Source organism: Waterburya agarophytonicola KI4, assembly GCF_020640915.1.
GTDB classification, from domain to species: Bacteria; Cyanobacteriota; Cyanobacteriia; order Cyanobacteriales; family Xenococcaceae; genus Waterburya; species Waterburya agarophytonicola.
Map to the genome: position 1 here is coordinate 1 of NZ_JADWDC010000074.1, position 15,663 is coordinate 15,663.

The window sequence follows — 15,663 nt, forward strand, 5'->3', positions numbered from 1 at the left end:
AAACATTGGCAGGAGTAAGATTGAGCTTACGAGCAATTTCAATCTGAGATATTTCCACCGTTGTACCGTAATCAAGATTTCCCAACAAAATTAGAAAAACCCTTAATTCAGTCCATTTCAAATTTTGGTTAGAAGCGATCGATTCAAGCCAAGCCCGATATTGAAAATCAGTCATCTAAGATATCTCAAGAGATAAGTACTATATCTGATAAGATAGCTTGAATGCTCAATCAAACTGGGAAATTGAGACAGTAACAACCGCTTTTTCATTGGTCTGTTGGGTAGGCTAAACTACTGCTGTATAAGCCTTGTAGATTAAAGACGATTGTTATTTATCTAAGTCACTGTTGGTAGCTTGATTGGTAGTTGGGTTAGTACCAAGCTTGGTATCAACTTGATAGGTGTTGGTAGACAAATATATAGGAAATGCGTTGAATCTTGGGTTTCCGCCTAATCAAGGGTAGCGAGTGACAACGAGGATAGGAGTTCAATTTAGGTTGCCAGAGGCTAGCTAGAACGGTTCAACACAAAACTTAAAATAACCGCCTAAAACAACGAAACCCCGCCTAATACAAGGAGGGGTTTCATTTTTGCTGTATCAGCATTGTATCAATCCAATTGAAAGAGAGCAAAAGTAGCGTTAGATTGGTTAGTAATCACAAAAACTCAACTGCAATTTGATATTTTATCAGGATATCAAGGCAGCCTAACGCCGTCTCTCTATTCCCAAATATAGCGGATGTTAGGTGCAGTTGCCAGTAATAAATGGCAATAAAAAATGACATCAAACCACGCATCCGCAAAATTACAACCCGAAAGCCACACTTTCCGTCAGTTTAAGGCGATATTTAGTCATCCCCACAGGTTCATAGAAAGTAACAATCCGTATGTTAATCCGAAAACAGGAGAACTACGACGGACAAGAGGCGGGAAACTCAAACCAGATTGGCGTACCGAAACCAAATACGGCATACGTCCCCGCGTATTGCTGGAACGGTTTAACGATGCAGTAGACTTGATAGGTTTGAGTTTTAGCTCAACCACCAAATACTTTTGCGGTGATATTGATATCACGAGCAGCATTCACCCAGCCCATAACGAGTCAGGTTTCAAGAAGTGGCTAAATGCACTAGAAGATATTGGACTGGTGCGACCTGTGATTATTCAATCGAGCTTTAGCGGAGGTTTACACGTCTATTTCTTTTTTGAAGAAGCAATAGGCACATTCAACCTAGCCTGTGCAGTAGAAGGCATTACCAAAGATTACAAGATAAAAATCAAGTCAGGGGAGCTGGAACTATTCCCGAACACCAAGAGCTATGGTAAATATTACAAAGGGCTAAAGCTACCACTACAGCCAATGACAGGCTCTTATGTGGTAGATAGTGATTATCAACCCCTAACCAATGACATCGATACATTCTTGAACATGGCAGCCATGACTGCCAAGAGTCAGGATTTAGTGGCACTCAAGGCAGCCTGTAAGAAATACGGCTACACCGTTAGACTAGAACGCTGTAGTCGTGGCAAAGGCTCAATCAAAAGATTTGAAGCAGACTTGATGAAGTCCATACAACGTGACTTTACGGGAGCAGGGCAGACAAACGACCTATTACTAGATATTGGCTGTTATGGTGTGGTGTTCAGAAGGTTAGACGAGGAGCGAGAAATAGAAGCTCTAACCGATTACATCGAGGAAACTATTACTAACCTTGATGGCTATGAAGAGCATTGCAATCATAAACATGAAATCCGAAGACGATGCCGTGATGTGGCTAAAAGTAGCCAGTCCCAGTACTGGGCAGTGGGCAAACGGAGAAAGCGTCAGGGAGTGTTCAAAGATAACTTTGATAAATTTCTATCAGGGGTAGAGAATGGCAACCAAGCAAAAGCAGCTAGAGCTATTCAGCGATTAGAAACTACCCTCGCCTATATCGAAAAAGCAGGTATGGCGATTCCCAATACAGCAACCGAATTTATCAAGCTGATAATTAAGACCAGTCAACAACTGTTCGAGCTGGGGATTGGTAAAGCCACGCTCTACAAAAAAGCCAATACCCCCATTTGGAAAACAGCGTTTGCAGAGTTATTGGCTGCACAGGCAGCAACGACTACTCCAGCGGAGGCAGCGATCGCCCCAGTGGTAAACCAGGAAATTGACGAGCCAGTAGAGCAAGTCGAAGACGTACCAGAAACCCCCGCCAAAAACGCTGAAACACCCGTCAAATCTAAAGAGTTCAGACCTTTACTAAAAAAAACAAAAACAGAATCGCTGAAACCATTGCAAAATAAAGATAGTTCAGACCTTGTCCTATATGGAGGTTTTGGAGAGGGCGTAGCCTCTGATTCTAAAAATTTAAAAAAAGCTTCTTCCCTGTCTGTGACTCCTAGCCCAGATCTTTCGCTAGAACCGCTAGAACTTGATTCTGAATCTCATGAATCTCAACAACAGCGATCGCAGAACTTTAAACCAATTCTGAAACCTCAAAAATCAGATCCAACCATAAGCACGGTTAATCTTTCAACCGCCAGTATAGCCCGCCCGCGCCTCAAATCCGAGCATCAGGAAAACTTATCAATCGCACGCCAACAGCGAGAACAAACATACTTATCCCAAATGGAGCAGCTTCACCACGAGATAAATGCCCTAGAAGCCCAACGACTCACGCCAGAGTATCAAAGCATAGCGAAAGCCTATTTTGTCGCCATACGGCGTATTCTAGGCATTGGTGAGAATACGCCTGCTCGTGGCACTCCTTCACCTCCCACCTGAATTTTAAAAAAACGGTTGTTTGTCCCTGTGGGTATGTGGGTAACTTTTGCTGATGCGGTGTATCAAAAAAAGGCTCGATGCTGCATAAAAGTGTTATCCAAGTGGCTGTGGGAAGCGCACCGAGCGAAGCGACGGGAGCATTTCCATAGGGTTGGTGAGATTTTTCTTATACTTAACTTAAGTACTTTATAAAATCCACGTCATGAAGAAAGGATTTTTATCAGAGGTGAAACGTTTAGATAACGTCAAAACTAAGGAGGAACAGGTTAGTCTCTATGATGCTCATATCGATGACTATGAATGGATACCTACCAATGAAGAATATCTTTCCATGATTAATGAGACATTAGCAGGAAGATTGGCTTTAAAGTTAGATGACGAGAAAAACAATCGTTATTGTAATAGTCATCAGTGGGAATTTTATTACGATTTTTATAATGACAATAATGATTGGCAAGATTCGCCATTTGAAGAGTCCGATTTTGCTTTTTGCTTAGTGAGATTGGAGAAAGACAATATTTTATCTCTTGAAGCCAGAAAGCTATTTAAAAATCGTTCTATTTCAGATGAAAATTACTTAGAAGAGTTTGAAAAATTCCAAATTGATTATCGACGAACAATCATTAATGAGTGCTATAAAAACGGTAACTTTGAAACTGAAAATTGGAAGATAAAAGTTCGTCACCTCAGAGATTAAAGATTTAGTTTAATACCTTCTCTTTAGCCCTTATCCTGGAATTAAAAACATACCTCCACGCGGATTCAAAGCCAAGATTGAATCTCAATCTAGAGCTAAACTTTTTTGGGAATCGGGAATCCCCGAACTAATGAAGCGAGCGGAAGAGATTTGGTTGGAATTAGGAGGTGAATGGTAAATGCCTAAAAAAATAAGAGAATTAAAAAAGCTGCTGACTCAAGCAGGATTTGAACAAATTCCCAAACGGGGCAAAGGAAGCCATACCATGTGGGCGCATCCTCTTTACAATGGAAGAATAACCCTTTCGGGTAAAGACGGACAAGATGCCGAACGCTACCAAGAAAAAGATGTAAATCGGGCTATCAAAGAGGTGAGAGATAATGAATCTTAAATATCAAATGATTATTCAGTGGAGCGAAGAAGATAATCTATATTTGGTAGCTTTACCCGACTTTCCAGGGCAACAGTGGTCTACTCATGGAAAGACCTATGAAGAAGCAGCAATCAATGGTAAAGAAGTTCTAGAGCTAATGATTGAGTCCTATGCAGAGTCAAATGAGCCATTACCAGAACCGACAGTAGTAAACGAAGTAGCTGCTTGAAATTAGCGATAAAATCTTCGGTTTTTTTCATCTAGTTTGTGAAATGATTAAGACTGATTATCTAAGTGCTGTATTTAATACAAAGGCTTTAACCATGACACCAGATGAAGATAAATCTTCAGCTTGTTGATTGAAGTTTTCTTGAGCTTCTATCGCGCTAATATTTGATGTGCTACCTTTTCGGCGATCGCTATCATCCCATTGTTGACAATCAAACCAACCAATCAAATAAAGACCATGTTGGCAAGTATTATCTTGTAAATAACGATTAACCAATTGAGTTTCCATTGCTGTATATAATTCATTATGCCAACACCCTTTAACTTCAATAATTACGGTTATAGAATCGTAAATTTCACCCTTGGCATTTTTAATAATGGCATCAATATGAAGATCGGTTCTTTCTCCTGGTGCGCCTCCCTGACTGGGACGAAGTTCTACTTCTCTATTAGCGATAATTCCTCTTTGTTTTAAATCGCGATCGAGAAATCGTTTAACATAATCCGAAAAAGTATTTTCGTTAACAGGTTTGAATCGATCTGGTCTTGAACTAACAAGATCCCAAATATCCCTGGCAGCAGGTGTTTCACCTTGAAGCTCAATCTCTAGGCGTTGTAATGACTCGATTAAAACATCTAAAAGTTCATTTCCATCATTAACTAATCGTTTACTGCGATCGCCCACAAGTTTTAAAATCTCAGCAGGTGCAGGAGGTTGCCAAGTTTTTATTCTGGTATTTTTCTGGGCATTGAATAAAGTTACCTTCAGCCAGTTAAGCTCAGGACAATGATTCGCAATACGCTGAATTTCTTGACAGGCTTGAGGTGTTCCCCAATCTCTCAATCTATTTAGGATATTGTCTCTCAGATTACCGATACTTTCTCTTGTACCGACACAATGAGCCATTACGGAATTAAATACAGGATCTTCATTGTGAGGATATTCTTTGGCAAGCCAAATATAAAAATCGGCAACCTGTTTTTCAGTCAGATCGAAAAATTCACCTCGTAGATCGTGACGCATCGTACTTTCCAACACTTCGCGACCAAAGCTTTTATCTTGTTGAACTGTAGACCAAAAAACCGACCAAAGATCGCTAGTTGCATTTATCATCAAAACTTGAGAGGCATGAATAGCTCTTTTCCTGGCTTCTTCTGCTGAAGGTAGAGGATAAGCAATTAGAGTTTTGGCATAATCTTTAGCTGGAGAATAATTACGTTCTAAAAGCTCTTCTAGCAAATAACTCATACACGACGGCTTAATAGAAGAATCTTCCGCTCGTTCCAAAACCACAGACATTAAGCGATCGTCCCAACACTTTTTAAATTGTCTGGTTGCAAAAATATAGTCGCTGTCTTTATTTTCGCTATCAATAAGTTTAGTTAGCGTATCAATAGCTTCAGATGGAGCTTTTTCGTAAACCAATTTGACCAAATCGAAATAAGGGTCTTTTCTGTTGCTGTTATCAGGACTTCCAATAATTACAGGTGTCCATTTTCGCCAGATTTTAGTAGATAAAGAATTCAGAAACTCAGATGATTCTTTTGACTGTAAAACAAGATTTAATACTAATTGTAGCGACCCAAAATAAGAAACGCTTCGACCCGAAATAACAGCCGTTTTGAGACCACATTATTTGAGAATATAAGGGGCTAAAACCCACATTATTCTGAGAATAAACCCAAATTAAATAAGAACAACCCAGATTAAGTGTTATTAGACCACATTAAATGAGACTAAAAATTAGTTGTTCAAAAAATACTCAATTAATAATTAAATCAAACGGCTATCGATTGATTTAAACCACAATTTTAGATAATAAAAGCAAGTGAAAAACGAACCTTTTATCCAGACACTTGTAGAGCTAGCTTATTGACAAGTGCCTAAAATCAATACCTAGTGTACTTCATAGCCTATTCTCATCTAATGTGGGTCGAGGTGCGTTATTTCGGGCTAGTCTCAGAATAATGTGGGTCTATTCTTATTTAATCTGGGTTTGAGCCTGCTTTATTCTCGTTTAATCTGGTCTCAAAAACGCCGTTATTTCGGGTCGAAGTCATTCTTATTTTGGGTCGCTACACTTATGTATCAAAGCCAAACGAGCTTGTCCTCCTGAAGATTGTGGTGGTGCTTGGGGATATTTAGAATTTTTAGAGGCTATTAAAGATCCTCAACATCCCGAACATGAAAACTTTCAGGAATGGATAGGAGAAAACTTTGACTCTGAATTTTACGACCTTCAGGAGATTAATCAACAATTAGCTGAAGCATGAAGCCCTCGCAAAGCAATATTTAAAGCCTGAGCGTAAGTTTTTGTACAGTTGAGGTGGTTAAATACGTGCAGACATAAATCTTAAAATAACAGGTTCAAAACCATAAAACCCCGTCCAGTAAAGGATGGGGTTTCATTTGTAATGGTTAGACATGGTTTTATTCCTTGCCTGTTGATGCAAAAAGGCGTTATGTTTTGGGTATCTGACATCCATAAACGCAAAGCCTGTCTGCTATGTTCACAATATAGCGGGTTTTGTGTCTATTTGCCAAGGGAAGATAGGCATGACGCAAAGAAAGTTAAAAAACACCGCCCATAGTAATCCTGAACTACACGACGTTAGCCAAGGATTATCCAAGTATTTCAATCATTACTGGTCATTCATCGAAGCGAGGAATCCAGGGCATTACGACGGCAAAAAGCCAAACTGGAGAACCGAAACCAGCTTTAGTCTGAATAACAGAACCTTACTCAGACGATTTGTAGATCCAGATTCCCTGGTGGGAGTGCGGTTTAATACCAACGAAGGCAGCGTTGTTAATTACTGTCTACTGGATGTAGATACTTTAGGGAAAGTTCACCCTGCCGAGTATCCAGAGACTTTTCAAAAACTACTAGATATTTGCGAAGAATCTGGCTTAATCAGTCCTACCTTTGTACAGTCCAGCTACAGCCAGGGATTACACATCTTCTTTGCCTTATCCGAAGCAGTGGACACCTTTAATCTAGCTTGCCTGATTAAGCGGATTGTCGAGAGAGCAGGGATAAAGCCAGAAGATGGACATCTAGAGCTATTTCCCAACTGTAAGTTCTACAACAAAAACCAAGTCACCAACTACAAAGCGCACAGACTACCATTACAGCCAAATTCAGGTAGTTGGTTACTGGGTGATGACTTAGAACCAATTAGCGATAACTTCCTTGATTTCATCGTGTATATGGACTTCTCAGCTAGGAAAAATCTAGTTGATGAAGAATTCCAAGAAAAACTGCTGGCTGCGCGGGAGTCGGTCGAGAAAGAACGATTTGGCTTTTTCAACGTCAGGAACAAGAGTAAAGTTGCCGAATGGAAAGCAGATTCAGAGTTTTCAATCAAACTTGGTTGGACTGGTGCAGGACAAACCAACGAATTGTTAAGAATCATTGCAACCTACGGTGTAGTATTCTTGGGTTTAGAAGGTGATAGTCTTTACCAATATGTTTTAGCTACTGCTTTAAATGCTCCTGGCTATAAAGATTACTGCAATCACCACGACGATATCGAGCGACGCTGTAGAGAACGTGCCAAGAACGCCGAGAAATACTACTGGAAGCTAGGCAGTACTCCCAAGAGAGAGATTGCTTGGAAAGATGCTTTTAATGAGACTAGAAGCGGTGTAGTGAATGGCAACGAAAACACCAAACTAAACACTATACAGCGATTAAAGGCAGTACTAGAAGAAATCAAAAAAGTATTGGAGTTTGTTCCTGCTACTAAAACAGCTTTTCTAAAATTCTTGAGCCAAAAATCCAAAGAAATCTTCAAAGTAGGCTTTAGCTTCTCCACCTTAAAGCAGGAAGCTTATGAGGCATTATGGCTACCAGTCTTAAGCTCGATTACAAATTCTGCCCCCACAGAGGCGATTACGCAGAGCGTACCCTCGCGGATCGCCTCTGTGCCAAAAATAGAAACACCAGTTGAGGAAATAACAGTAGAGGAGACAGCGAATTTAACTCAGCCAGAAGCAGAAGAAATCGTCATACCCCAGATAGAAAAAGAAGAGCTTCAGCCCGTTTTGGATGTAGAGCTTAAAAACCCTCAAAACCCAGTCATACCAAGCAATTACACACCTTTGAGCGAAACTAGCAAATCTGAATCGTCAGAAACCATACAGGGAAAGCAATTACACACCTTGTCCTATATGAAGGTTTTTGAAGCCGATTCCAAAAATAAAAAAAATTCTTCTGGAGATTTAACGCAGCCAGGGCGATCGTTTAAACTAACTAGATCGCAATTAAAATCAAAGCCGATCTTAAAACCACGAAATTCAGAGAAACTTGCTTCAATCGATTTGAATGAGCAGCGATTACAGCAACGACATAAGGAGATTAAGCAGCTTGAAGAAGAGCGAAAGACCCCCGAATACCAACAGACTGCTCAAAAAGCTTTTGAGCGTGTCAGGTCTATTTTAGCTCGCGTTGGAGCTAAGTCTGGGCAGTTTATACCTTCACCCCCTCCTTAAGTTTTAAAAAAGGTTTGATGCTGCTTAATATAATTAGTAAGTATCTTTTAATATTTATCTTATGTCTCTCAACGCACTTACTGGTTTGCATAATGAAGAAGTACAGCGTATTGACCGAGAATATTTCAAGAAGCATCCTAAAAAGACATACTTTATCAGGGAACATCTAGAATCTGAAAGTGATATAGATGCACCTTATGTTCTAGTTGTTAATTTGAGCGAATATCATCATCTTGGACGTTATCCTTTAGCCTCAAATACAGTATCACGACAGAAACTTAGACAATTAAAAAAATCTATGAAAAAAGGCTTACAAAAACGCAATCGGCGTAGAAATTTTCTAGGTTTATAGACGAAAAAGAGGTTGATAAAAGCGGTATAGGTCTTGAAAAAAGCATTTCTCATGACCCTTCTCCCCCTATAATAAAAACGATTATGACTGAAGACACAAGAGTACATATTGGTAGCGGTAACGTATTTGCCGATTTAGGTCTGCCCAATCCTGAAGAGAGATTGGTTAAAGCTGAATTAGCCTCAAAAATTGGTTCGGCGATCGAGCAAAAAAAACTCACTCAAATAGAAGCTGCCGAATTGTTAGGAATAGACCAGCCCAAAGTTTCCGCTTTAACTAGAGGTAAATTGAGTGGCTTTTCTACGGCTCGATTGCTGCGTTTTCTCAATGCCTTGGGTAATGATGTAGAAATAGTAGTCAAACCAAAACCCGAAGATCGTTCCGAGGCAAAGATTACAGTGGTTGGTAATTAAAATGTGCGGTGTTGGTGGGAGAATAAAGAAGCAATCCTAAATTAGACCATTGTGAGCTACCTGCTCTACTCCCAAGCCGAACAATTAAAGCTACACGAACCCGTACCAGTAACTCTTCATCCCGCCGCCGTATATCTCAGTTCCTTGAGTGAAGGTTCGCGTCGCACCATGCTGTATTCTTTAGATGCGATCGCCCAACTCTTAACGGATGGTGAATGCGACGCTTTTTCTCTCGATTGGTCAAAATTGCGCTACCACCACACCGCAGCCGTTAGAACTGCTTTTAAAGAACGACTCGCCCCCACAACCACCAACAAAATGCTCGTGGCACTGCGTCGGGTACTAACCGAAGCCTACCGCCTCGATTTAATCGATGCCAATGACTATCACAAAGCCATCGATCTGCCCAACGTCAAAGGAACGGGAAAGCTTAGGGGTAGGGCTTTAAGTATTAGTGAAATAGAGAGTTTGATTGCTAGCTGTTACCAACAAGGAGATGCCCTGGGTTTTAGAGATGGGGCGGCGATCGCCATTCTTCGCTGTGGCGGTATTCGCCGACAGGAGATGGTTCGATTAAAGTGCCAGGATTTATGTCTCAAGACGGGGGAATTAACCATACTCAAGGGCAAAGGCAACAAACATCGACTGGTTTATCTCACCCCCGATGCGATCGCTTTGATTGAAGATTGGTTGGAAGTTAGAGGAAGTACCCCTGGTGCGTTAATTTGTCCCGTCCATCGAGGCGGAAAAATTACCCTCCGCCACTTTGCCAGTAACGGCGATGGTATTTACAAGCTGATATTAGCCAGAGCTAAAAAGGCAGGGATAAAACACTTTTCCCCCCATGACTTTCGACGCACCTTTTGCACCGACCTCCTCGAATCTGGAGAAGATGTATTGACAGTTCAAGAATTAGCAGGACATCGTTCCCCTGCAACTACCGCCAAATATGACAAGCGGGGGGAAGGTAGAAAACGTCGCGCCGTCAGGCATTTGAAGTTTAAATAGATGGAAGAAGGATAAATGGAAAAATGACCCTTACTACTAATCCCTCAGACTACCCCCAATTACTAGCCAAATATCAACCTAAAGTCATCGAAACTGAAGTAGAGAACGATCGCGCCATAGCGAGTGCTACTGAATTAGAACACAAGGCTAATCGCACTCCTGGGGAAGATACGATCCTTGAACTATTAGTTACTCTAATTGAAAAATTTGAGGACGAACAATATCCCATTCCCCAAGGTACGCCTCATTCGATGCTGCTACATCTAATGGATGCAGGTGGTATCAAACAAGAAAACTTAGTTGGTGTAATTGGTTCGAGAGGTGTTGTCTCAGAAGTAGTTAATGGTAAACGCAGTATTAGGCGGAAATAGAAGGTTGGTGTCATATGGATCAAGGTGAAATAGTTTAACTTTTGTCAACCCCATTTGAGGCTTTTTTTGATCGAAATTATTTGGGGTAAAACTAGCCAGGCTGTCACCAGGGGCAATCTAGCTCGAAACCCTTGTCCTGCCAAGGTTTCAAAACTGCATTTTGGCGATTGCCAGAGACGTTTATTTTTGCAGCCTTTGATTAATCTCTGCAAAATTGGTACTTATGATTAAGCCTAAGAAATGGCTCAAAATTATATGAAGTATGAATTAAAGCGTTTTCTATTCAATAGAGATTTTAATGCTCTCAGACACTAAAAGCTGCAATATTTTCGCTTATTGCCCCTCATGACACTCTCGCTAGTTTTACCCCTATTTATGTAAACATTGCCTAGTTTGGACTCTTTTAGGCAATGTTTTTAAAATTAAGGACGAATTTACAATGCCTTTGTATAGGTATTTTGATATATCCCAACCTCCATTTTAGGCAAAGTTTTTTTGCCATAGATGCGTTTTTAAGAAACATTTATGTAACTTATATTCGAGCGATCGCTTTATAAAAGAAGTTCAATCGCTGTATTCTTTGCTGTGCAAAGGTTTTAGGAGGAGGCTGCACCATATGACACGAACCTTCTATTTAGCCCGAGTAGATAGAAAATTTACAAAACTTAAGTTAAATAAACAGAAATAATATTGATTACTAATTAATATTATTTGATATGTATTAAAAGTGTGTGTTTTAAAGATACGCAATGTTTATTTAACATTATTAAATAAAAGAACGTTACAACTAGAATAAATAATTTTTCAATAAAATTTCAATGTTTAGCTAATATAAGATCGTGATAGATTACTTACATTCGTGTTAGTCATCAAAATGTAAACAATATTAATTGATGTAGATTGTAATCTGCTTTACATGAAAAGTGCCTTCAACACAATACACCTAGAACAACTTTTAGATAAATAATCGAGGTGATGGTAATGAAACTTTTAAAATTTAGCCCGATAGCTGTGGTACTTATTACTTCTGGTGCTTTGTTGACAAATGCAACCGACAGCAAAGCTCAAAGTTCCAATACATATTTTTGTGGAGCTTCTGAAGATGGTACACCGACTACCTTTGCTCAAACTTTAACTGGCACTCAGATGCCAATTATCCGTTGGGAAAAAGAATGGAGTGATGAATATACTCCTCAATCGCGTTGCGAACTAGTTTCTGAGAATTTTCAGCAAGCTTATGAAAATGGAGAGCTAAGTTATCTGGTAGTGGGAGAAAAAAATAGTCAGTCCACTATTTGCGCTTCCAGAATACATCGTCAAGTTCAATTAGATGATAACCAGGAATGTAAGAACTATCTATTCACTCTGAGAAATGCTGACGATCCTAATGAAGTAGTCAGTCAGCTAGAAAAAATTGGTAGCACTGCTTCTACTGCACTAATTCAGTCTGAAGGAAACAGTGCTACCTTTAAGTCTAATGGCGTAACCTGGTATTCGGTTCAAATTAATCCTGATATTGCTAGCCCCACAATTTTTGATTGAGTTTAATATAAGCCAAACTCTTATTTGGCAATTGAGGAGGAGAAAAGAAATATAAGTAATAGTTTGTGAAACGATATTTGGTTCTACTTATTCGGTTCGATAGACAACTATATTTTTATTCTCTTCTCAAGCAATTTTTCATTTAGCTAAATAAGTTCGGGGTTAAATTATTAGGCTTCAGATTTATATTTAATGTGGTTCTATCAAAAGATAAATATTATCTTCACCAATTTGACATTTTTTAGACGCAATCGCTACAGAAAAGTAGGTATATAAAGATGGTACACAAACAAAAAAAAATTAGTCCTCTATCTCTAATTATTGGTATTAGTAGTTTATCATTCTTATTGATTCCTATTTTTTATAACTCAGTTATTCCTACTATTAGCGTAGCTGAAAAGGTAGTAGAGCGAGAATTAGAAGAAAAAGATTTAGAACAAATAGCAACTTCAATATCTGTCAAAATAACGTCTGAGACTAATGGTGGTTCTGGAGTTTTAATTGCTAGGGAAGATAATGTATATACCGTTTTAACCAACAATCACGTAGTAGAAAATCAGCAAAAGATTACAATTCAAACTAGCGATGGCAAAAATCATCAAGCAAAGAAAGTAAATGTCGATTCGGATGAAAAAGATGTCGCTCTGTTGCAGTTTAGCTCGGATATTGACTATCAAATAGCTGCTTTAAAGAATTCTAAAAATATAGCAAAAGGCGATCGCGTATTTATCTCTGGTTTTCCATTTCGGGATAAGACATCAGAATCTAGGGAACTAATATTTAGAAATGGTAGAGTATCCTTTATTTTACAAAAAGCTTTAAAGGCTGGATATAAAATTGGCTATGTTACCGAAGAAAATGCCGTCGAAAAAGGCATGAGCGGAGGGGCAATTCTAGATAGATCGGGTAAGCTGATTGGCATTAATGGTATCCACGCCAATCCACTGTGGGGAAATCCTTATATATATGAAAATGGAGACACGCCCAACGAAGAATTAAGAGCTAAAATGAGCCTTTCAAATTGGGGTGTTCCAGTCGAAATTTTAACTCAGTATGCTCCTAATATAGCGATTGAAATTCCTACGGAGCAACTTTCAGCGAGTGCAGAATCCGAGAAAAAAACCACAGTCAAAACCCCAGATTTAGTTAGTTCGATTGATGCAAAGGCAAAAGAAATTTCCGTCCTTATTTCTTGGTCTACTCCTACAGGATTGAGTAATGGTTCGGGAGTATTAATTGCTCAAGAGGGTAATACTTATCATGTTTTGACCGCAGAACACGTAGTCAGTAATGCTAATGAAAGTCTAAAAATTGTGACTCACGATGGTCGAGAATATCAAATTAAGTCACAAAAAACATTTGAGGGCGCAGATTTAGCTTTATTAGAATTTACTAGTAATGAATCTTATCAAGTCGCTACCATTGGCGATTATTATAGAGGACTAGAAGATAGGGTTATATTTGTCTCTGGATGGTCGAGTTCAAAACAAACCGTTGCCGAAAATATAGAATCCAATCGCGAGTTTAATGCGGGGTATCTTCTGGGATATCATTCAGTCAATCAAGCCAGAGACAATCGTTCTTTTAATAATGGTTGGGAGCTAGTTTACAGCAACTTTACCAGTATAGGCATGAGCGGTAGTCCATTATTAGATATAGAAGGAAATCTGATTGGGATTCATGCGGGGTCGGAATCCGATCAAGGAAGAATTAGTCCAGTACCACAAGAAAACGACCCCGAACCAATACACGATATTGGCTATAGTCTCGGTGTTCCTGTTAAGACTTTTTTGGCTAAACTAGAACAATCGCAAACAGATTTGGGTTTGAATCCCCAAAATTCTACTCCTCAAAAACTAAGCGATGTAAAACAAGACAACGTAATTAGATCCCTTGTGGATTTAACTCCTCCTACTGCTGATGCAGATGAAGTTGCTTGGCTTAACTATGGTAACAAGCTATGGCGATTGCGCGACTACGATAAATCTCTGCAAGCTTATGAAAAAGCTATTGAAATTAAACCCGATTTTCATAAAGCCTGGTACGCTCATGGTTGGGCTTTAATGCGCCAAAAAAATTATACCCAAGCCAAGGTATCATTCAACGAAGCAATTGAATATATCGACGAATCAAATTACGAAGCAGCAACTATTGCTTGGCGACAGTTAGGTGATGCTCATTTTTATTTAGGAGAATATGAAGAATCTATAAAAGCTTTTAAAAAGGCAATTCGTTATAGACCAGATGATTTCATAGTTTATCAATGGTTATCAGAATCTTCTAGACAATCGGGACGTTATCAAGAAGCAATTAAAGCATTAAAAGAATCTTTATCTCTTAATCCCAATAGTTCAACTGGATACTCGCGTCTGGCTAGTATTTTGTCTGATAATGGAGAATTTGAAGCAGCAATTGCTCAAATAAGCAAGGCAATTGAACTAGAACCAGGAAATGCCGATCATTATTCTCGTAGAGGTCAATTCTATTCTTATTTAGAAAATTATGAAGCTGCGATTGCTGATTTTAATAAGGCTGTAGAAATTGAACCAAGTCATGCAGAAGCTCACGTATCAAGAGGATTGGTTCGCGCCAATCAAGGAAATGAGTCTGGATTTAATTCTGATGCAGATCGAGCATTGAGTCTTCAGCCAGAAAATGCTTTTATTTACACAACAAGAGGCAATGGCTATTTCGCTTTAGGAAAAATAGAACAAGGATTCAAAGATTACAATACCGCCATAAATTTAGATTCTAATTTTGCACATTTTTTCTATGTTTGGCGAGGTCAAGCACTCAATTTTCAGGGAGAATACGAAAAAGCAATCGCTGACTATAATCGAGCTATAGAACTTCAGCCGAAAATCGGTGTTTATTATCGCGATCGAGGAAGAACTTATTTAGACCAGAAAAACTACCAATTGGCATTAGCCGATTTTAATAAAGCCATTGAAATCGAAGCAGATGATTATTGGACTCATGCTTGGCGAGGATTTACTCACGCCAAAATGGGAAATAAAGAATTATTTATTTCTGATTTTGATAAAGCAATTAGCTTAGATCCAGAATCTAGTTGGCTTCACACTATGCGGGGTGATGGTTATTTTGCTTTAAATGAAGTGGACAAGGGAATTCAAGAATATGATACCGCTATTAGTTTAGAGCCAACTTCAGCACATCAATATTACAATCGACTTGGCAATCAATTTCATGGATTAGAAAATTATGAACGAGCGATCGCCAATTACAATAAAGCCATTGAACTAAAACCCAATAATGCACTTTACTACGTATATCGTGGTAATTCCTATGCTCAAGCGGGAAATACACAAAAGCTAATCGAAGATTATAACAAAGCTATTAGTTTAAATCCAGATTTGGCACACAAGTATCACAATCAACTTGGCGACCAAT

13 protein-coding genes are annotated in these 15,663 nt (G+C 39.1%); 12 read left to right on the top strand and 1 reads right to left on the bottom strand.

The window, feature by feature from the left end; genetic code table 11:
- Positions 1-778: 778 nt before the first annotated feature.
- The 4 genes from I4641_RS19965 to I4641_RS19980 all read left to right on the top strand — a co-directional run bounded on the left by I4641_RS19965 (position 779) and on the right by I4641_RS19980 (position 4,072).
- On the top strand, positions 779-2,773 hold the full coding sequence (locus I4641_RS19965) for a hypothetical protein (protein WP_229642345.1): 1,995 nt from the start codon (positions 779-781) through the stop codon (positions 2,771-2,773).
- A gap of 202 nt (positions 2,774-2,975) precedes the next feature.
- Entirely contained in the window at positions 2,976-3,470 is a 495-nt protein-coding gene (locus tag I4641_RS19970) for a hypothetical protein (RefSeq protein WP_229642346.1), read from the top strand.
- Positions 3,471-3,648: 178 nt separating this feature from the next.
- A complete protein-coding gene (locus I4641_RS19975; protein WP_229642347.1) occupies positions 3,649-3,861 on the top strand; it encodes a type II toxin-antitoxin system HicA family toxin in 213 nt (70 codons plus the stop codon).
- Entirely contained in the window at positions 3,851-4,072 is a 222-nt protein-coding gene (locus tag I4641_RS19980) for a type II toxin-antitoxin system HicB family antitoxin (RefSeq protein ID WP_229642348.1), read from the top strand. Before I4641_RS19975 ends, I4641_RS19980 begins: the two co-directional genes overlap by 11 nt.
- Before the next feature lie 57 nt (positions 4,073-4,129).
- Here the strand turns inward: I4641_RS19980 and I4641_RS19985 are convergent, their stop codons facing one another.
- The gene (locus tag I4641_RS19985; RefSeq protein ID WP_229642349.1) at positions 4,130-5,497 is read right to left on the bottom strand and encodes a hypothetical protein; all 1,368 of its coding nucleotides are present in this window, start codon (positions 5,495-5,497) and stop codon (positions 4,130-4,132) included.
- 662 nt (positions 5,498-6,159) lie between these two features.
- Here I4641_RS19985 and I4641_RS24310 point away from each other — a divergent pair.
- The 8 genes from I4641_RS24310 to I4641_RS20020 all read left to right on the top strand — a co-directional run.
- On the top strand, positions 6,160-6,345 hold the full coding sequence (locus I4641_RS24310) for an IS1096 element passenger TnpR family protein (protein ID WP_369426852.1): 186 nt from the start codon (positions 6,160-6,162) through the stop codon (positions 6,343-6,345).
- A gap of 283 nt (positions 6,346-6,628) precedes the next feature.
- Entirely contained in the window at positions 6,629-8,566 is a 1,938-nt protein-coding gene (locus tag I4641_RS19990; RefSeq protein WP_229642350.1) for a hypothetical protein, read from the top strand.
- A gap of 61 nt (positions 8,567-8,627) precedes the next feature.
- The gene (locus I4641_RS19995) at positions 8,628-8,918 is read left to right on the top strand and encodes a hypothetical protein (protein ID WP_229642351.1); all 291 of its coding nucleotides are present in this window, start codon (positions 8,628-8,630) and stop codon (positions 8,916-8,918) included.
- Between the two features lie 83 nt (positions 8,919-9,001).
- Positions 9,002-9,331, top strand: a complete 330-nt coding sequence (locus I4641_RS20000; RefSeq protein WP_229642352.1) for a helix-turn-helix domain-containing protein — start codon at positions 9,002-9,004, stop codon at positions 9,329-9,331.
- A gap of 51 nt (positions 9,332-9,382) precedes the next feature.
- Positions 9,383-10,339: a tyrosine-type recombinase/integrase gene (locus I4641_RS20005; protein ID WP_229642353.1), complete on the top strand. Its 957-nt coding sequence runs from the start codon at positions 9,383-9,385 to the stop codon at positions 10,337-10,339.
- Positions 10,340-10,362: 23 nt separating this feature from the next.
- A complete protein-coding gene (locus I4641_RS20010) occupies positions 10,363-10,710 on the top strand; it encodes a helix-turn-helix domain-containing protein (protein ID WP_229642354.1) in 348 nt (115 codons plus the stop codon).
- 981 nt (positions 10,711-11,691) lie between these two features.
- Positions 11,692-12,252: a COP23 domain-containing protein gene (locus I4641_RS20015; RefSeq protein ID WP_229642355.1), complete on the top strand. Its 561-nt coding sequence runs from the start codon at positions 11,692-11,694 to the stop codon at positions 12,250-12,252.
- 278 nt (positions 12,253-12,530) lie between these two features.
- A partial coding sequence (locus I4641_RS20020) for a serine protease (RefSeq protein ID WP_229642356.1) occupies positions 12,531-15,663 on the top strand: 3,133 nt, incomplete at its 3' end.